Genomic DNA, 17440 nt, shown 5'->3' with positions numbered 1-17440 from the left:
GAGCCGATACTCATTTCTGGCAATCAATGCCCATTTCTGGCAGTTAGTACTCACTTCTAGCAGTTAAATAAACTACGGCACCTGCAGATGCCGGCAGTGTAGATAGAAACGCTTCGCCAGCATAACTAATAAAAAGATCACTCCATCGGTGAAGGCCATCATGGAAGAAGTGCCGAGATTTAGCTGCCAAGCTAATACGCAACCGGCTACCGCACTCACCACTGCAATTAGCAGAGTTTTTATAATCATATCCGGCAAAGTGTGGGAAATAAGCAGCGCAGTGGCCGCCGGGCAAATCACTAGTGCTACTACGAGAATTGAACCAGCTACTGAAAATGCCACGATGATTGTGATTGTAGTGAGCACCATGAGCATATTTTCTACCGCCGTCACCGGCATATTTATAGAAAGGGCGTGCTGGCGGTCAAAAGTAGAAGTCTTGAGGGTGCGGTAGTAGATTCCGATAAAGAGCGCATTGATTACGAATACTATCAACAACTCCCACATAGTCTTCGGCCCAAAATTTATATTTCCGATAATTATATGCTCCGACCTCAACGCCATAAGGTTGAGATCGCCGGCCAGCACAGTATCAGTACAGATGTGAACACTGGCAAATACTGTAGATAGCAGTAATACCCCCAGAGAAAATAGTACGGGGAAAAGTACCCCCTGATCGGCATCGCCAGTGAGCAATCCGCTAGCACGCAACCGATTAGATACCCACACCACGAGAAGGCCCATTAACGTGGAAAATATGATCATAACCGGAGAGTGCAGAGAACCAGAGAGAAAGACGCCGATTACGATTCCCGGCAATACCGCATGGGATATCGCGTCTACCAGCATGGACTGCCGGCGGAGTACGAGGAATACTCCCGGAAGTGCGCAGGTAATAGAAGTAACTGCGGTCAATAAGAATAGAGCTGCTAGAAAAGTCATTCCGCCTCCTCCGCAAGTACCGGAAGTGCGGCAGCGACCGTCCGGGTGCGTTTAGGGGAAAAGAGTATCCCTAATAAGAAAAAGAGAAAGAGCACTAATACTACTACTGGCCCGGTGGGCACTTTCCCGAGCATAATCGAGATATAGGCACCGAGACCGCCCGATAGCCCACCAATTAAAGCAGAGCAACCCACCATCGTCGAAAGCCGCCGGCAGAATTGATGGGTGGCGGCAGCTGGGAGAATTGCAAAAGCTACCATTAGCATCATTCCCACTGATTTTATCCCCATGATTATTGCCACCGTAATAGTGGTAAACATGAGTGGATTCATTATTTTAGGTAAGAAACCATACATAGTGGAAGCGACGGGATCGAAAGAATAGATTTTAAACTCTTTCCAAAAGAGCACTAGCAGCAAGGTGATAAAGAGACCGATACCTATAGTGGTGCGAATATCGACTGCCCGAGTGGTAGCCGCATTGCCGAAAATATAGTTACCGATGCCGCCGCGCCCCGGTATAGAGGAAGTGTTGAGCATAAAAAGCGCCGTCATTCCGCCGCCGTAAAAAAGCGAAAGACTCACTGCCATGGCCGCATCGTGACCGAGCGGAGTGTGGTGCGTAATCCAATTAGTGAGCACAAAAGCCGCTAGACCGGATGCAGCTGCCCCTACCGTAACTACCAGCATTGATTGGGGGTTTACTTCTAACCATAAGGATGCGAATACGAATGCTCCTACCACTCCGAGAAGCGAAGAATGCCCTATCACATCCGAAGCGAGGGATTGTTTGCGTAAATAGAGAAAACATCCGAATGCTCCGGCGAATACTCCCACACTTAGGGCTGCCCAAAAAGTAGTGCGATAGATATAGACGCTGAAAAAATCAGTGGGCGGGATAAAAGCAAATTTTGCGAGTGCCGTAATCATTGCAACCCCAAGAGTGCGCCGTCAATGCCATAGGCTTTTCCAATAGTGGCGGCCGAAAGCGCTTCTGCGAGCACTCCGTGGGATACCACCTGCCCAGAATTTAGTAGCGTAGCAGAATCACAGAAGCGCGATACCGAACCTAAATCGTGATGCACCACGATTACCGTCTTTCCTTGCCGAGTCAGATCCTTCAATACCTGCATAATTACTAATTCAGAAGCTACGTCTACTCCGGCGAAAGGTTCATCTAGCAATAAAAGATCAGTCTGCTGCGCGAGAATACGCGCCACGAATACCCGCTGTTTTTGCCCACCAGAAAGCTGAGAAATATGGCGTTTTGCTAAATCTGCTATTCCGAGCGTCTCCATAGCTTGATGAGCTATTTCTTTTTCTTTGCGCCCGGGGCGGCGCAGCCAACCTAGCTGCGCATAAGTACCCATAAGCACCACATCATCTACGGTAGTCGGAAAATCCCAATCTACTTCCGCCACTTGCGGCATATAGCCAACCCGCCGGCGCACCTGGCTCAAATCTTTTCCAAAAAACTTCACATCTCCAGATTGCTGCTGCACCAAACCCAAAGCAGCTTTGAGCAGAGTTGATTTTCCCGAACCGTTCGGCCCGAGCACGGCATGTATTCTGCCTGCTTCTACTTGAAAATCTACACCGTGTAGTACTACCTTTTTTTGATACCCAGCTACGATGCGGGAAATTTCGAGCGGAAAATTAGAATCGGCCATCTTTCTCACTTACTTTTATCTACTAAAAATAAAGCAGGGCTGGCTGTCTACAAATAAGCCAGCCCTGCTCAGGGGGATATAAACTAGCTCAAAGCCTCCACAATTGCCTTGCAATTATGCTCAAATACTCCTAAATAAGTATCAAAAGGAGCTTTTTCACCCAAAGTATCTGCATAGAGCGTCTCGTCAGAGATTTCTACATTTCCGCCTTTTTTCTGTACCGAATCGCGTAAATGCTTAATAACTTCCGGATTCTTCAAGTTGTCTTGGAAAATCTTCGGCACTTTATGCTTCACAATAGTTTCTGCTAATTCGTCAAGCTGAGCTGCAGAAATTTCTGCTTCAGAAGAGACGATATCCGTAGCGAGCACTTCGAGACCGTAAGTCTTCCCGAGGTAGTTAAAGGCATCGTGCCCGGTAATCAGCATCCGCTTTTCTGCGGGAATCTTATCGAAGGCTTCTTTGGCTTTCATATGGGCAGCCTGAATTTCTTCGTTATACTTTTTCGCATTCTGCTTATACATATCTGCATTCGCAGAATCGATCTTGCCCAACTTTTCACCAATAGCGGTCACTACTATCTGCCACAATTCTGGAGAATTCCAAATATGGGGATCATGACCCTGAATCTTCCCGTCTTCTTCCCAAGGAAGCAGCTTATCTTCTGGAATGGCTTCTCCCGCTGGCAATTGCCGATCACCTAGCTTGTCGAAATGATCCATCATCTGATGTTCCATATCGTGGCTAGTCCACACCACTAAATCAGCTTTATCAGTTAACTGAATATCATCAGTGGTCAGTTCCTGCGTATGCGGATCTCCACCCGGCTTCACTAAGGTCGTAATATGCGCATCCGGAGCAATATTCTTTATCGCATCAGCCAGATATCCAGTAGTAGCTACTATTTCCAGATGTTCGCCAGATTTTTCGCTCTCTTTCGTACCTGATTCAGAGCATGCAGCCAGACCAGCTACCACTAAAGCACCCGCTGCCAGCACACCCAACACTTTTTTCAGCTTCATGATTTCCTTATCTTCAACAACGTTCTCTTAAAGAATTTTCCTTCTCAAAGAGTAGGTAGCGGATTACCACCTCGCCACGTACCCTATTAGGGTTACCTAAGTTAGGCTAGCCTAATTTATAGTGAATTCGGTAATAGTAACCGTTCTCAATATATGATAGCTTTTTTACTGCTTGCCGTAAATAAATTTTTCTTTGCTATCGGTCACATATTTTCGGTGTACCGAAAATATCCAACTAATTGCGCTCCTGTGGCGGATTTACTGTATCTGGTGCGGCTGGTGTAGCAAGCGCAACTTCCGTACCCGCTGCGGTTGATACGGTCGACGTATCTGGCGCATCTAACGCAGCCGCAACACTCCGCGCATCTAAAGTATTACGAGCAATTAATTGCCGCGCCGGCGTAGTGCTCTCCCGGAGATTTTCTTTATTGATAGTCCAGACCAGAGAAATTAACACCGACGGCAAAGATTTAGTGGAAATATAGGCCAAATAACGCGCCTGCCAACTCGGCTTAAATTTTTCTTTATAGGCCCACAACCCGCGGAAATTATAGAAACGATCTCCGAAATCGTGAATCAATTTCACAATTTTTTCCATTCGATGCGCATAACGATGCCGCCCCACTCCCGAAAGTGGAGCCATTCCTAAATTGAATTTCTTATAGCCCTGATCTTTCGCCCACTCAATAAGGGAAACCAAAATTCCGTCCATAGTGCCCCCGGGAGCATCCGGGCGAAAACGCATTAAATCGAAAGACGCAATCTCCTGCCCTACCTGCACTATATTGGCAAAACCTTCGATTCTTCTTTCACTGCGCACTATTCCGATGGGGCCATTACTCAAATAATATTTATCGAAATACCCTAGTGAAAAGCCCATTTCATGGCGTTCTCCCAACCAACATTCCGATACTTCGGCCAACTCCGCTAACAAATCGGCAGAAAAAGGTGGGTAGAGCATCTCAAAGTGAGTGCCGTTTTGCTTCATGCGATTGCGCATGCGCCGAAATACTTTTCCGGAATTTCCCACATTAGAGTAAGCAAGCAAATCTACGTAGGCATCTTCGCCGATTTTCAAGATATTCAAGCCTTGCGCAATTAGCGGCTCTAAAAACTTCCCCGCAATTTCGTAGAAAACTACCGTCATATCATGCTGTTCAGCGTAACTAAATAACTCGGCTAAGGCTTCCTCTACGCGCACCGAATCACGCAAAGCCTCCCTATCTCCGAGCGGATCGCCCAGCACAATAAGCGCTCCGCGATTAGGGCGGTAAAGGAAAGCAATATCTTCCTGCGTATTATAGAAAACTTCTTTGTCGCCGAGAGCGTAGAGGTAGCTATAAGTATTGTCCCCGTAGTGCGCAAGAAAATTCTGGAACTTGCTAATATCCTGCTCGCGCGGCGGCGTAAAGAGTAGTTTCTTTGAACGCGAAAAAAGCAATAAAAATGCAATCAACGAAGCTAAACAAATATAGAAAACTGCCCGCGACCAGTAGGTGTGCCCGGTAGAAATAAAACGCACATAGAAAGGAGCCATCTGTTGAATGACGGCGTGGCGCGCCACTAAGAGCAAAAGTGGAAGAAGTATAAATACTGCTGCCGAAATAATGAAGGCAGGCCAGGTCAGGCGCAGCGGTTCGGCGTCAAAAGAATCGCGCGCTAAATAGAGCAAAACGGCAAAGATAAAAAGAACAGCTGCTTCTTCGTAGTGCAAACCTTTTGTAATACAAGAAATAGCCCCTACGGGGAGCAGAATGAGCGTCGCCCAATAAATACGGCGAATTCTGCGATGGAGCCCGACGGAGAGTATGAGGAGTAATACTCCAATAAGCATACTGGTAAGAGCAGAAGTGACTCGCACTGCATGCGGAATAATCTGTGAAAAGTGAAAGACTTGCGCCAAAGAAGGTGGAACTAAAGTGGAAGCAATCAGCACTACACCGCAGATAAGCATACCTAAAGAAAGCAGATGATTAATGATTTTTTCACCCTGCACTATGCTGTATACCCGGTTACGCCGACTCGCTAAGTCATCTACGCTCACTAGCAGTGCTAAGAGCCAAGGCAATACGTAATAAGCAATCCGGAATAATATGATTCCCAGCAAGAGCTTTTCCGTATTAACTCCCATTTCACTGAAAAGAGCAATTACGGTGACGTCGAAAGAACCGAGCCCCGCGGGAAGCATGGAAATTAATCCGACGAGCGTGGCCGAAACATAGATAAAGATAGTAATACCGAGCCCGATTTCGGGAGCGAAAATACGGAGACAGGCCCAGAAAAATAAGGCTGCAGCCAACCAATCAACTACTGAGCCAAAAGCCATTTCACATTTTTGCCGAAAATTTTGCTGGGCAAGGAGGCTGCGGGAAAGATCGATTTTACCGATTCGAATATGCTGACCGAAGAAATAAAGCGGTATATAGATTCCCGCTGTGAGTGGCACAATTGCAAAAGCACCTTCCCAGCGCACCGCGAGAGGAAGAGTGCAGAGCAATAATAAAAAAAGCCCCAGCAAATTAGCTGCCCAAACTGCGAGAGTAATGCGCAGTGCTAATTTTTTATCTGCACCGGCGTGCTGGTAGCGGCGCGCACGAATAGTGCCGCCGGTGAGCCCGCCCAGACCGGCGAAGTTATTGAAAGCCTGCGCGACCCAGCCCGTGCGCAAAGCCTCCCGCACCGGAAGTTGTACGGAAAAATGCCGCGCCGCAAATACGTCATAAAGCCCCGTAGCAGTAAAAGAGATAATTCCGAGGAATAAGAATCCAATTATTACCCCTGGGCTCTGCTCACGCAGAAGCATCTGCATATCTTTTCCAGATATAGAACGCAGCTCTCCTTGCGCCACAAAAATAACTGCCGCAATCATCACAATGTAAAATATGCGGATAAGTAGCTGCTTATGCGGAGCTAGGCGTTTTTTTAAGCGCATTAGACCCGAATCTTGGGTGGGCAGCGCTGCTGAAGAAATTTCCACTTCAACTTCACTCATGTACTTTAGAGTAGAATAATTCAGCGGCATAAACTACCGTGTAGAAGAATTTATCTAGTTTTTAAGCCAGTTCACAGGTCAGGAGCTGTATGATTCCGCTCATTTCGCATCGTTTGCTATTACTTCTCGCAGTGGCCACTCTTCTAGCGGTAGCTTTAGCTGCCTGGCAGCTAGCAAAGCGCCACAAAATAAGAGTATTACTTTGCCTGGTATTGGCAGCACTTCTCGGCACCTCCACAGTGGCGGCGCGTATAAATTTTGTAGGGAAATTTGTGCCTACCTGGGGAGGTTTATTTTCTTTAATTACCGCTAGTAATGATTCTGGAAATGTGGTGCCAATAGCGGCGGCAAAAAAAGCTAATTACCACGCGGATTTTACCGAGGTAACTGATCGGCAAATTTGGGCAGAAAATCTAGGTGGAGAATTACTTGAAACCACTTTCCGCGGCCCTAATTCACAAGTAGAAAATCGCGTATTCGTATGGGCACCTACCGGCTGGCAAAAAATGCAGAATTTACCGGTAGTAGAATTTCTGCACGGATTCCCCGGTGCACCTGAAAAAGTACCGCAGCAATTAGAATTAGGAAAAGGTATTTCTCAGCTGGTGCAAAGCGGAAAGATACCGCCTTTGCTGGTAGTGATGCCTTTTTTGAACGCAGATGCGCAAGCTCCTGATTGTGTAGATATAGCTGGGCGGCCGGCCGTCGGCACTTGGACTGCCCGCGATATACCCGAACTCATTAAAGCCAATTTCCCGGCAGCTACCGATGCGCAGCATTGGACGCTTGGCGGGATATCAGCGGGAGCCTACTGCGCCGGCATACTCAGTATGCAAGAACCGAAAACCTTCGGAAGCACTTTTATATTTTCCGGATATGACCACCCGTTGCTCGGAGGGCTCACTAATCCACAATTACAAAGTGAATATACGCTCACCAATATGTTGCAAAAAAGCGGGGCTATGAATATCTATGCGACAGCTGCCGGAGATGATGCAGAAGCTATCCAACTGTTAAAAAATCTGCAAAATACCGCGCGTCCACAGGATATAGTAGTCACTGACTACAGCAAAGTGGGGGCGCATAATTGGGAGACGTGGGCCAAAGATTTCGCGCGCGCCCTACCGTGGAAAGCTGATTTAGAACAAGGCAAGGTGCATAATTCTGAATTCACCAATAACTGGGAAAGCCATAAATTGGGAATTTGGTCTATTTTCGGAGTTTTTGCACTCCTAGCTCTCTGCTCGGGCATCTATATCGTTCGGCAATTACATAAGCCCCGCCTTAGTCCCGAAAGCACCACTATTATTCGCCGCGGAGGAAGAAACTTTATGAATTACTTCCAATGCGGGATATTTGCAGCAGCACTTATGGGAGGAATCCTTTTATTAATAAATCGCTCCACTCAGACCGTAGGCGGTTTAACGGATATCTCGGCTCTGCTGAATCTACTCGGTCTCTAGGAAAGCGGCACAGCCCACTGCCAAACCATCAGAGCCAATGCGCGCGCAAATCTTCTGCCGTACGGGGCGAGAGATCTTGCAAAGTTAAATCAAAAATAGTGAAAGCGCCATGCTCCTGCCGCGCCGCTTTCCGTACTGCCGCGCGCGCCACCGCCACGGCTGCCGCACCCGTGAATTCCGGATTAGAATCTAATTCCAGCTGAAAAGTGATTCCGTGCTGCACATTTTCTGAAGTGGTACCGCGGCGAATCACTATTCCCCCGTGCGGAATCCCGCCGTGCTCCGCCTGCAGCTCTTCAGCGCTGAGGAAATTTACAGTTACATCGTAATCCGCAAAATAATCCGGCATAGTGGCTATCTGCTGCGCAATTTTTTCTTTATCTGCTCCCGCTTCCACTACTACATAGCAGATGCGCTTATGCATCGTACGGGGCGTAAGCTCGACTTCTTCTCCCGCCTTTACTGCTGCCACTGTAGCTTCTACCGGCACAGTATATTGGCGTGCATCCACTACCCCAGGAATACGACGTATCGCATCTGAATGCCCTTGCGATACTCCCGGCCCCCAAAATGTAGTAGTTTTTCCCTGCGGCAGTACCGCATCGCCTAGCGCGCGGAGGAGAGAAAACAGCCCCGGATCCCAGCCAGCAGAGATAACTGCCGTGGTGCCGGCCTTTTCAGCAACCGCTGCCACCTGGGCAAAATGGGCCGGAATTTTTGCGTGAGTATCGAAAGAATCAACTACATTAAATTTTTCCGCTATCGCCGGTGTCTGCTGGCGCAGATCGGTAGCAGATCCACCACAATTTATTACCACATCTAGCTTCCCAGCATAGGAATCTAAATCTGCGAGCGGCAATACCGGAGCTCCCTCGCTCTGAACTTGCTCTGGAGCGCGCCGCGTGAAAATAGCTACACATTCCATATCGCTGGCCTGCGCTAAGGCTCGCTCCACGCCGCGCCCTAAATTACCGTACCCATTGATTGCCGCTTTAATCATAATGCTCTCCTCATTCCCCAGTTTTATTTGCTCTTACTTTGGCGCAAAATTTCTATTTCAGCAAGCCCGCTAGAGATTTCTGCACTGCTGCCTCAACCTGCGAATAGGGGTCTCCTTCATCCAGCGCTTTCATTCCTGCCTCCAATAGAGCAGCCGTAAGACGTGTATTTATATCTGCTCGCTCCGCATCTATTTGCTGCCAAAGTCTATGCACATATGCTACTACTCCATGGTGAAAATACTGCATACGTGGAGAATGAAAATTTCCCGGCAAATACTCTGAATCTGAATTAGAAGTAGCCGGCGGCGCAGCAGATAATTTTGCGGTAGCCGCTGGGGTGGAAATAGTGGGCGCAGCGGCCATTTTCCGTGCTCGAATCACCTGCATGAGCCAAGAATGCCCGGTTTCCGCTGCCAACTCTAGACTTGCTTGCGCAAATTCTTTTAGCTGCTGCTCCGGCGCCGCCAAAGAATCTACTCTTTGCGCCACTTTTTCTTTCCATTGGCGCATATATCTTCCTACTACTTCATCCCGTAAATCATCTACAGAAGTCACATAGCGATAGATAGAATTACGGGCAATCCCTACTTTTTTTGCCACCGCGCCCGCCGTCAATACCGCTGTATCGCTTTGCCGCAGAATAGACTCCGCCGCATCAATTAGCTGGGCGTGCATGTTTTCCCGATGTTCTTTCACCGTAGACGCAGAAATTTTCGGCATTTACCCTCCCTATCTTTCTCCCTTATTCTAGCTTTCTCATTAAAAATAATAGCGGAGGAAGGCCCACCTAAATTTTCCCCGTTAGGCATCGCTGAAAAAACCTGCAAGAATAAAAGAATGGACTTTATGGAGTGGGCATTGCAAGTAGCACGGGCACATCCGCAACTGCAGGAGGCGCTTATTACTGCAGATGGGGAGCGGCTTTCGATACTGCTCAGCGACGGCCGCACCTTCACATTCCGCCCCGGGGCTCTTCTGGATAAAAACGCTACCCAAGCCCGCCGTACCGAAATGCTCAATCAGCTCATTTCTATCGGTATAAAACATGCCCAAAAAGATTCTCCAGCGGGCAACGCCGAAAAAGAACCCGCAGCTACTTCTACTAATCCACCGCGGCGCACCCCGCAAGCTGATACTCCAGTTATGCCAATAGTGCGAGAAGCCGGATATTTTTTGCGCTCCCATCGCGGAGAAGATTCTATGGTGTACGTGCCGCTCACCGATTTTATTGCCGTGGGATTAGCACACGATTTTCCCGATACTATTCAGCCTATTTATTATTCCCAGCTCGAAGAAGAAGGAGTAGAAAGTGGGGATATTTTCCCTACCGCCGTGCTAAATTTGCGCCAGCTGACCACCACCCAAGCTCTTCCTGCCGAATTCAATGCTCCACCAAACGGCGCAGAATCTACTGATTTTTCCGATTCGCAAGATCCAGACGCCGAAAACTTTCGCCAAGCTCTCGCCATAGGAATCACGAAAATAGCTGAAGCAGATGTGCTCAGTATTTTGCATCCACCCAACTACGAGCTTTCTTGGTTTTGCGATGTGGAGATAATGCAGCAACTCGCTGCCCAAGTATCTATCCATCGCCCCGCCGATATCCCACTTTTTGTGCCGGCCACCCGCACCAATTTATTTATTGTATTCAGCGAGGACCCCCACTTGGCAGATTTTTTTGCCACGCTCGCCGCTGAGAAGGGGGCCACAAATGCCGTCTACCCACTTCCGCACACTATCGCAGCTGATGGCTGGCGAGAGTGGGTGCCACTACCGGGGAGCCGGCTCTCCGAAATCCTGAGCGAGTTGCGCTATTATTACCGCTCCCGCAGCTACCGCGAACAACTTAATTATATGGAGCGCTGGAGCAGCGAAAATAGCCTTAAATCTTATGATCTTTACACCACCGCAGCCGGTGAAAAAGTGACGGCAGCGCAGTGGGATGCTACAGATGGAACCGGCTCGGTACCAGATACGGAGTATCTCATTTTTCATCGCGATTCTTCTCCGCATCCGTGGGACACCGCAGAACCCGTACATATTGCCTTACAGGCACATATTGCCCGTGAACTGTGGCCAGACGGATTCCAAATAGATGAAAATGCCTGGCCACCGCGCTGGGAAATAAAAGGCTTCCCGGATTCCGCCACTTTAGCGAAATTCCGGGAAGCCGTAGATCGTATTATCTGAGCGATTCACCTTCTTGCTTTTACCGAGGCGAAACGCTCTCGATTAATTTAGCCGTCAATTCCTTTGGCATAGGCTTCGCTCTCTTCTGCATATTTTGCAGCCGAGCTACCGGTACCTAAGGAACCCTTCGCAAGAGTATTGACGATAATCGCGATAGCGCCGTCTCCAGTCACATTGGTAGCGGTACCGAAGGAGTCTACTGCCACGTACATAGCTACCATGATTCCGTACATTGGATCGGTGAAAGCCAAAATACCCTGCAATACGCCTTGCGCAGCGGTAATAGCTCCACCCGGCACACCGGGAGCAGCTACCATAATGATGCCCAGCATAAAGATAAATGCCGTCATCTTGGCCGGATCAGGAGTAATTCCCATCATGTACTGCAAAGCTAGTGCGAAAGCAGTGATCTTAATGGTAGAGCCCGCTAAATGAATAGTGGCGCAAAGCGGAACTACGAAATCAGCAATTGCTGGCTGCACTCCATTGTTTCGGGCGCACCGCAAGGTGACCGGAATGGTGGCAGCAGAAGAAGCCGTACCCAAGGCCGTAAAGTAAGCATCGCTCATTCCCCACAGTGCGGAAAGCGGGTTGCGCTTGGCCAGTATTCCCGCCAACGTGTACTGCAGCAGTAGCATTACTACCGTAAGGATAAACGCAAATACAATTACTTTCGCCATTACCACGATTACGTCTACGAACTGGCCGGATTTCGACATATTCAAGAAAATGCCAAATACGTGTAGCGGCAGGAGCGGCACAATTGCTTTCGTAATCACAATCATGATTAGCTCCCGGAATTCCCGGAAGATATTCATTAATTTTTCTGCTCGCGCAGCCGTCATTCCTAGACCAAGCACAAAAGCCAGTACCAGAGCCGTCATTACCCCAAAGACTGGATCAATGGTGAAAGAAGGATCCATAAGGGAAGCGACCGCATTTTCCGGAGTAGCTAGGTCAGGCACTTGCTGACCACTCAGCAGCGAAGGATAGAGCAGGCTAGCTATTCCCCAGGTGCCGAAACCGGCCACCATTGTGGAGCTATAAGCAATCACTACTGTGACTAGCAGCCACTTACCACCGCTCTTTCCCAGATCGAAAATTGCCGGCGTCACCAGGCCAGTAATAATCAATGGAACTACGAAAGAAAGGAATTTTCCAAAAATATCGTTAAAGGTAGCAAAAGGTACAATCGCCCACGTTGGCAATATCTGCCCGAGCAGAGCACCTAAGATTATTGCCAAAACTACCCAAAAGAGCAGTGTTCGCAGCATATGCTTCCAAAAGCTGACTTTTTCTTTCTGCTCATTAACCATATACTTCTTCCTCCCCATTATCCGGAAGTTTCTTATATTTTTGCAGCTGTGCTGCGCGGCTTAACACTGGCGTTAAGCACAAATATGGCACAAGCTTACAACTATCTGCAGGAAAAACGGAAATTATTTTTCGGAAAAATACGTCTTTAATGCGAAAATGAGCGCTCCCCATAAAAATTCGCTAAGGTTCTAGTTTTAAAGTCCCAATAGTAGCCGCCCTCTATAGCTTTCCGCACGTTTTCCACCAGTTGCACAGTGAAGTATTCGTTGTGAATAGTGGCGAGAGTCGAGCTGAGCATCTCTTTCGCCTTGAAGAGGTGGCGCAAATAAGCTTTAGAGTAGTGGGTGCAGGTGTAGCAGGCACAACCCTCCACTACCGGCGAAAAATCAGCTTTGAATTCCGCACGCGTCACGTTGAATCTTCCATAAGGGCTATAGATAGCAGAGTTACGGGCGACCCGCGAAGGATTTACGCAATCGAAAGTATCGATTCCCGCTTCAACTGCCCGGAAAATATCATCTGGCTCGGAAATTCCCAATAAATGCCGCGCTTTTTCTTCTGGCAACTCCTCGCAAACCCATCCGACTATACGCCCTAGATTCTCTTTTTCTAAAGCTCCGCCGATACCAAAACCATCAAAAGACTGCCCTTCAATACACATTTTTCCTAGATCGCGCGCCGCTTTTCGGCGTAAATCTTCATACTGTGCACCTTGAATCACTCCAAAGAGCTGCTGATAAGGTTTACCGACCCGCTCCTCCGTCAATTTTTTATGTGCCGCGAGGCAACGTTCCGCCCACAAGCGCGTACGCTCCAGAGATTCTTCCTGATAGCGCCGAGAATTAAGTAAAGTAGTCAACTCATCGAAAGCAAAAATAATATCTGCGCCGAGTTGATGTTGAATCTGCATCGAGATTTCTGGAGTGAAACGGTGGCGGACTCCGTTAAGATGCGAGCGAAACCAGACTCCATCCGCATCTACATTAGCTAAACGTTCTTTATTAGCGGCAGTGGCATCATCAGCTACCGTCTTTCCAGAGAATTCTTCGGAAAGTACTTTCTTGAATCCAGCCCCTAAGCTCATCACTTGAAAACCGCCCGAGTCAGTGTAAGTAGGCCCCGGCCAGTTCATAAACTTTCCCAATCCACCGGCTGCATCGAGAATTTCTGCGCCCGGCTGCAGGTAAAGGTGGTAAGCATTAGCGAGTACTGCTTGGGCACCGGTAGCGGCAATAGATTCGGGTAGTACTGCTTTTACACTCGCTTTCGTACCCACCGGTATAAAAGCCGGCGTCTGAATATCTCCATGCGGAGTATGAATTACGCCGGTACGCCCGAGAGATTTTTTCTTACCAGCTGCCGGAGCGAGCCGCGAAATTATTTCAAATGCCATTTTTACCGCCGCTGCTTTTATTTACTAGCTGCTTCTCCTTTATTTCCCAGCTTTTTTACATCTGCTTCTCCCGCATTTGCCGGAGCCGATGCAGATGTGGATTCTTGCTGGTAGCTCACTTCGTAGCGCTTCACAGCTGCAATTACTAAATAAGTAATAGGCAAGAGCACTACCTCTATCACTACTTTGTAGATATAGCCGGTAAAGAGCAGGTTGAGGATGGTACCCCAATTGATTACCCCAATCCACGCGATTATGCAGAAAAGTGCCGTATCAGCTAGTTCTCCCACCGCTGTGGAGCTAATAAGACGAATCCAAAGCTTATCGTTGCCGAAATTATTTTTTATGCGCACCAGCACCCAGGAATTGAGTAATTGCCCCACCAGGTATCCGCAAAGCGAAGCGACCACAAAACGCGGCACTACCCCCAATACCGCGGTGAAAGCAGCTTGCCCCGTATAGGAAGGATCTGCCGGCGCCCAGATAACTAACCAGAATATGCAGGAAGCCAAGATAGATACGAAAAACCCGAGAAAAATAGCGCGGCTGGCTTTTTTGAATCCATAAACTTCCGAAAGAATATCACCGATTATGTAGGTAAAAGGGAAGAGAATAGCTCCGCCGTCAAATACTAGCGGGCCTATTCCGATTAATTTCGTGGCGCCGATATTCGATATAAGCAGAAAAGATACAAAAAATACGGCAAAAATATCGTACATGGAGTACTGCCGAACTGCTGCTGGCAAAAATTTTAACTTACCCATAATCCCTCCGGTGGTGTACATAAATTTTCTCTAAAATCGCAGACTGCGAATTTTCGCCTGGCGCTGCCACCACCGAGGCTCTTGCGTTAAGAATTCTAAACGGGAAATTTGCCGCCGGCAAGCCAGCCGGTAAACTCAGATTTTTCGCGCAGGTTTCCGCAAATTTCTCTCCGGATTTTTCGCGCGCATTCTCAGTAAATTTTCCGCGCAATTTTACTCGGCGCTGGCTGCCACAGAACCTCCGTAAACTTTCTTCACGTAGGAGCAGGCCGGCACGATAGTATGCTCTCCCAATTCTTCTTCATAGGCGAGCGCCTGCTGCACTAAATCGCGCGCAATTCCCTGCCCTCGATATTCTTGCCGAAGAGACGTATGAGTAAAAATAATGGAATCATCTAGATACTCATAGCTGAGATAACCAATAATTTCTCCATCCGTTAGCTTTACTTCCCACTGCCCGGCGGGTTCGTTGTGCACAATGCGATATTCCGGCTTAGCTACTGCTTTTTCCATACCTGCTTCTCCTTTTATTCCTTCTTATATTAAGTAAGTATTCTTATCACGGTTTGCTTATCTACTGGCGATACCTCTTCTGTAATCGCCATTTTTTCTCCACCACTTTCTAAAGTTTGCCCAGGTAAGAGGTAGGATTCACCGCTAATAAGATAATTAGCAATCTCTGCAAGTATTTGATAGACGGCGGAGGCAGATTTCGGAGTTTCGCGAATTTCCATATCAAGATGCCCGAAGAGCGGTAAACCGTAGGTACGCCCCCAGCTGAGATCGATTTCTTGGGTACGGATATTTATCCAAAGGGGGAGGGGAATTTTACCGGCACGCAGCAATCCACTTAATTCCGTTACCATCTGTGGAGGCTGCACTATTCCCATTTCAGAACGGAAAATTCCCACTGCAGCGGCTTCGCGCATAAGTGCATCCGCCAACTGCGTGGCGGCGAAGTGGGCACTTAACATACGTTTCCGCCGGCGAATTTCAGGAATTTGGGTAAGAAAAGCACTTTCATTTGCTAGTTCTCCCGCAGCAGCCTCTTTAGCCGGAGCATAGAGAGTGACGGGGACTTGAAATACATGTTCTGGGAGCTGCGCCTTTTCTAAGGTCAAGGGGATGTTTACTGGGCTCATAGCCACGTGTACACCTTGCCACGTAAAATCGAGGATACTTCCGGCCGGATGATTTTCTCCGGCGGGCACCTGCTGCCACCGACCGGAAATATCTAATCCCCAGAGGGCATTGAGCTGTTCTAAGACGCGATCTAAATCTATCGGGGCAGAAAAAAGTGCCACATATGAAAAAATTTCCGGAGCGCGCGGATGTAGCGCCGATATGCCGAGCTGTTCCATACTACGTATTTTAGCCCATGGAAACTTACGCTAATAAGATGGAAATTTATGCCAGTAAACTACGGCAGTAAATTGCGCAATAAAAAAGACCGGCAAGAGCACAGCAAACCCCCGCCGGTCTGGCAATACCAGCATTTTTACCACTCACCCGATAAAACGCCACACTGCCTGCGATTACTACTTTCCTAAGGAAAGGAAAGAGAATCTTGAGATTTAGTTTGTACCCCTAATTTACCACGTCTAAGCATTTCTTCCTATTTACCCGCATTATTCCGTTAATTTTCATAATTATTAAAAAAGAGTGCAATCTTAGCGCTCAGTCTAGGCGCACAATATTTTCGAAAACCTTTCTAAGAAAAACTATTTCTCCGAAAAACGGCGTGCCAAAAAGCTGCTAAGAAAATAGCCGTTTGAAAATCGCCTAGAGGCGGCAGTAATTTCAGGCAGAAAAATCTAAGAAACGCGGGCCGCGCTGGGCTAGCTCCGTACGAAAAGCAGTATCCCACTCCAACCACGGCTCTTTGGAAAGATAATCATTTGTAAAGCGCAAATCTCCCGTCACTTCGGTGCGGCAGAAATCAGGAATCTCTAGGTTAGTGACCGGAGAAGTGCGTTCACATTCCGCCACGATTAATCCCTGATTCTGGCCATAAAAGACGTCAAACTCCCAGCCATCTTCTTGCATCCACAGTGAATAACGCTTTTTTACCACTAAGTTTGCCGAGCGCTGCAAAATCTGCACCGCTACGTCTTGATTTATCTCCGTCTCTAATTCGTAGCGTTCCCCGCTGACGGGAGGAGATTTTACGGCTAAAGTACTGGCCACACTATGTTCTACGAAATCCTCCGCCAAGAGTTCCGCCAATACCCGTCGCTCATAGGCACCTACCAGATCAGAGCGGGCGTCAAACTCTGGAAATACAAACTTTTCAAAAGTAGCGGCACGGAAAGCGAGCCGCACTCGAATAGCATAACCAGCCTCTGCGAATACATAAGATTGCAAAATAATTTGCTGCGAACCGTGCTGAAGCACCTCGGCCGGCAGCTGCTCCACCCAGAATTTTCTTTCAAATTCAAAAGGGAACTCTGCGCGCCCGCTGGCAGTTAAATCTGCATATTCGTCATAGTTGCCTAAAGGCATACCCGAAATATCCATACTCAATCCCCTGCTTGTACTCTTACCCGCTTGTGCTTTTACTGCTTATGCTTTACCTGCTTACACTCTTCCCTCCCCAGAATAGCCTTCCCTTTTTACCTTGCGAAATATAACACCCGCAGAAGAGCAATCTACCCTCCCTCTCTCCCTCTCTCCCCCTCTCCCCCTCT

General features: G+C 48.1%; 15 protein-coding genes. 2 read left to right on the top strand and 13 right to left on the bottom strand.

Annotated features, from left to right (window positions below; translation table 11 throughout):
- Positions 1 to 72: 72 nt before the first annotated feature.
- The 5 genes from BQ7117_RS01605 to mprF all read right to left on the bottom strand — a co-directional run bounded on the left by BQ7117_RS01605 (position 73) and on the right by mprF (position 6625).
- Complete coding sequence (locus BQ7117_RS01605) at positions 73 to 942, bottom strand: metal ABC transporter permease (RefSeq protein ID WP_073995900.1); 870 nt, start codon at positions 940 to 942, stop codon at positions 73 to 75.
- Positions 939 to 1871 (bottom strand): metal ABC transporter permease, encoded by a 933-nt coding sequence (locus BQ7117_RS01600; RefSeq protein ID WP_084789809.1) that lies wholly within the window; start codon positions 1869 to 1871, stop codon positions 939 to 941. Before BQ7117_RS01600 ends, BQ7117_RS01605 begins: the two co-directional genes overlap by 4 nt.
- Positions 1868 to 2611 (bottom strand): metal ABC transporter ATP-binding protein, encoded by a 744-nt coding sequence (locus BQ7117_RS01595; protein ID WP_073995899.1) that lies wholly within the window; start codon positions 2609 to 2611, stop codon positions 1868 to 1870. The genes BQ7117_RS01600 and BQ7117_RS01595 overlap by 4 nt, the downstream gene beginning before the upstream one ends.
- 83 nt (positions 2612 to 2694) lie before the next feature.
- Positions 2695 to 3633 (bottom strand): metal ABC transporter substrate-binding protein, encoded by a 939-nt coding sequence (locus BQ7117_RS01590; protein ID WP_073995898.1) that lies wholly within the window; start codon positions 3631 to 3633, stop codon positions 2695 to 2697.
- 235 nt (positions 3634 to 3868) lie between these two features.
- On the bottom strand, positions 3869 to 6625 hold the full coding sequence (gene mprF, locus BQ7117_RS01585; RefSeq protein ID WP_161939409.1) for a bifunctional lysylphosphatidylglycerol flippase/synthetase MprF: 2757 nt from the start codon (positions 6623 to 6625) through the stop codon (positions 3869 to 3871).
- Between the two features lie 89 nt (positions 6626 to 6714).
- Between mprF and BQ7117_RS01580 the strand changes: the two genes are divergently transcribed.
- Complete coding sequence (locus BQ7117_RS01580) at positions 6715 to 8088, top strand: alpha/beta hydrolase (RefSeq protein WP_073995896.1); 1374 nt, start codon at positions 6715 to 6717, stop codon at positions 8086 to 8088.
- A 28-nt stretch (positions 8089 to 8116) separates the two neighbouring features.
- Here BQ7117_RS01580 and BQ7117_RS01575 read toward each other — a convergent pair whose 3' ends face one another.
- Positions 8117 to 9088, bottom strand: coding sequence for a diaminopimelate dehydrogenase (locus BQ7117_RS01575; RefSeq protein WP_073995895.1), 972 nt, complete (start codon positions 9086 to 9088; stop codon positions 8117 to 8119).
- 52 nt (positions 9089 to 9140) lie between these two features.
- Positions 9141 to 9809, bottom strand: a complete 669-nt coding sequence (locus BQ7117_RS01570; RefSeq protein WP_073995894.1) for a TetR/AcrR family transcriptional regulator — start codon at positions 9807 to 9809, stop codon at positions 9141 to 9143.
- Between the two features lie 117 nt (positions 9810 to 9926).
- On the opposite strand from BQ7117_RS01570, the gene BQ7117_RS01565 reads away from it, so the two are divergent.
- The gene (locus BQ7117_RS01565; RefSeq protein WP_084789808.1) at positions 9927 to 11279 is read left to right on the top strand and encodes a DUF1444 domain-containing protein; all 1353 of its coding nucleotides are present in this window, start codon (positions 9927 to 9929) and stop codon (positions 11277 to 11279) included.
- A 47-nt stretch (positions 11280 to 11326) separates the two neighbouring features.
- Here BQ7117_RS01565 and BQ7117_RS01560 read toward each other — a convergent pair whose 3' ends face one another.
- The 6 genes from BQ7117_RS01560 to BQ7117_RS01525 form a co-directional block, all read right to left on the bottom strand.
- Positions 11327 to 12595: a dicarboxylate/amino acid:cation symporter gene (locus BQ7117_RS01560; protein WP_084789807.1), complete on the bottom strand. Its 1269-nt coding sequence runs from the start codon at positions 12593 to 12595 to the stop codon at positions 11327 to 11329.
- A 146-nt stretch (positions 12596 to 12741) separates the two neighbouring features.
- On the bottom strand, positions 12742 to 13989 hold the full coding sequence (tgt, locus tag BQ7117_RS01550; protein ID WP_073995892.1) for a tRNA guanosine(34) transglycosylase Tgt: 1248 nt from the start codon (positions 13987 to 13989) through the stop codon (positions 12742 to 12744).
- Positions 13990 to 14006: 17 nt separating this feature from the next.
- Entirely contained in the window at positions 14007 to 14753 is a 747-nt protein-coding gene (locus BQ7117_RS01545) for a queuosine precursor transporter (RefSeq protein ID WP_073995891.1), read from the bottom strand.
- A 213-nt stretch (positions 14754 to 14966) separates the two neighbouring features.
- Positions 14967 to 15266 (bottom strand): GNAT family N-acetyltransferase, encoded by a 300-nt coding sequence (locus tag BQ7117_RS01535; RefSeq protein ID WP_084789805.1) that lies wholly within the window; start codon positions 15264 to 15266, stop codon positions 14967 to 14969.
- 29 nt (positions 15267 to 15295) lie between these two features.
- Positions 15296 to 16114, bottom strand: coding sequence for a DUF4261 domain-containing protein (locus BQ7117_RS01530; RefSeq protein WP_073995889.1), 819 nt, complete (start codon positions 16112 to 16114; stop codon positions 15296 to 15298).
- A 439-nt stretch (positions 16115 to 16553) separates the two neighbouring features.
- The gene (locus BQ7117_RS01525; protein WP_237563031.1) at positions 16554 to 17270 is read right to left on the bottom strand and encodes a CYTH domain-containing protein; all 717 of its coding nucleotides are present in this window, start codon (positions 17268 to 17270) and stop codon (positions 16554 to 16556) included.
- Between the last annotated feature and the right edge of the window lie 170 nt (positions 17271 to 17440).

The sequence above is a fragment of the Arcanobacterium urinimassiliense genome (genome assembly GCF_900119495.1).
GTDB classification, from domain to species: Bacteria; Actinomycetota; Actinomycetes; order Actinomycetales; family Actinomycetaceae; genus Arcanobacterium_A; species Arcanobacterium_A urinimassiliense.
This window is presented reverse-complemented; position numbering and strand designations above follow the sequence as displayed.

Bases quoted from the DNA above. Each gene is read 5' to 3' on its own strand.
- BQ7117_RS01605 (WP_073995900.1), bottom strand. From the start codon at position 942: ATGACTTTTCTAGCAGCTCTATTCTTATTGACCGCAGTTACTTCTATT.
- BQ7117_RS01600 (WP_084789809.1), bottom strand. From the start codon at position 1,871: ATGATTACGGCACTCGCAAAATTTGCTTTTATCCCGCCCACTGATTTT.
- BQ7117_RS01595 (WP_073995899.1), bottom strand. From the start codon at position 2,611: ATGGCCGATTCTAATTTTCCGCTCGAAATTTCCCGCATCGTAGCTGGG.
- BQ7117_RS01590 (WP_073995898.1), bottom strand. From the start codon at position 3,633: ATGAAGCTGAAAAAAGTGTTGGGTGTGCTGGCAGCGGGTGCTTTAGTG.
- mprF (WP_161939409.1), bottom strand. From the start codon at position 6,625: ATGAGTGAAGTTGAAGTGGAAATTTCTTCAGCAGCGCTGCCCACCCAA.
- BQ7117_RS01580 (WP_073995896.1), top strand. From the start codon at position 6,715: ATGATTCCGCTCATTTCGCATCGTTTGCTATTACTTCTCGCAGTGGCC.
- BQ7117_RS01575 (WP_073995895.1), bottom strand. From the start codon at position 9,088: ATGATTAAAGCGGCAATCAATGGGTACGGTAATTTAGGGCGCGGCGTG.
- BQ7117_RS01570 (WP_073995894.1), bottom strand. From the start codon at position 9,809: ATGCCGAAAATTTCTGCGTCTACGGTGAAAGAACATCGGGAAAACATG.
- BQ7117_RS01565 (WP_084789808.1), top strand. From the start codon at position 9,927: ATGGACTTTATGGAGTGGGCATTGCAAGTAGCACGGGCACATCCGCAA.
- BQ7117_RS01560 (WP_084789807.1), bottom strand. From the start codon at position 12,595: ATGGTTAATGAGCAGAAAGAAAAAGTCAGCTTTTGGAAGCATATGCTG.
- tgt (WP_073995892.1), bottom strand. From the start codon at position 13,989: ATGGCATTTGAAATAATTTCGCGGCTCGCTCCGGCAGCTGGTAAGAAA.
- BQ7117_RS01545 (WP_073995891.1), bottom strand. From the start codon at position 14,753: ATGGGTAAGTTAAAATTTTTGCCAGCAGCAGTTCGGCAGTACTCCATG.
- BQ7117_RS01535 (WP_084789805.1), bottom strand. From the start codon at position 15,266: ATGGAAAAAGCAGTAGCTAAGCCGGAATATCGCATTGTGCACAACGAA.
- BQ7117_RS01530 (WP_073995889.1), bottom strand. From the start codon at position 16,114: ATGGAACAGCTCGGCATATCGGCGCTACATCCGCGCGCTCCGGAAATT.
- BQ7117_RS01525 (WP_237563031.1), bottom strand. From the start codon at position 17,270: ATGGATATTTCGGGTATGCCTTTAGGCAACTATGACGAATATGCAGAT.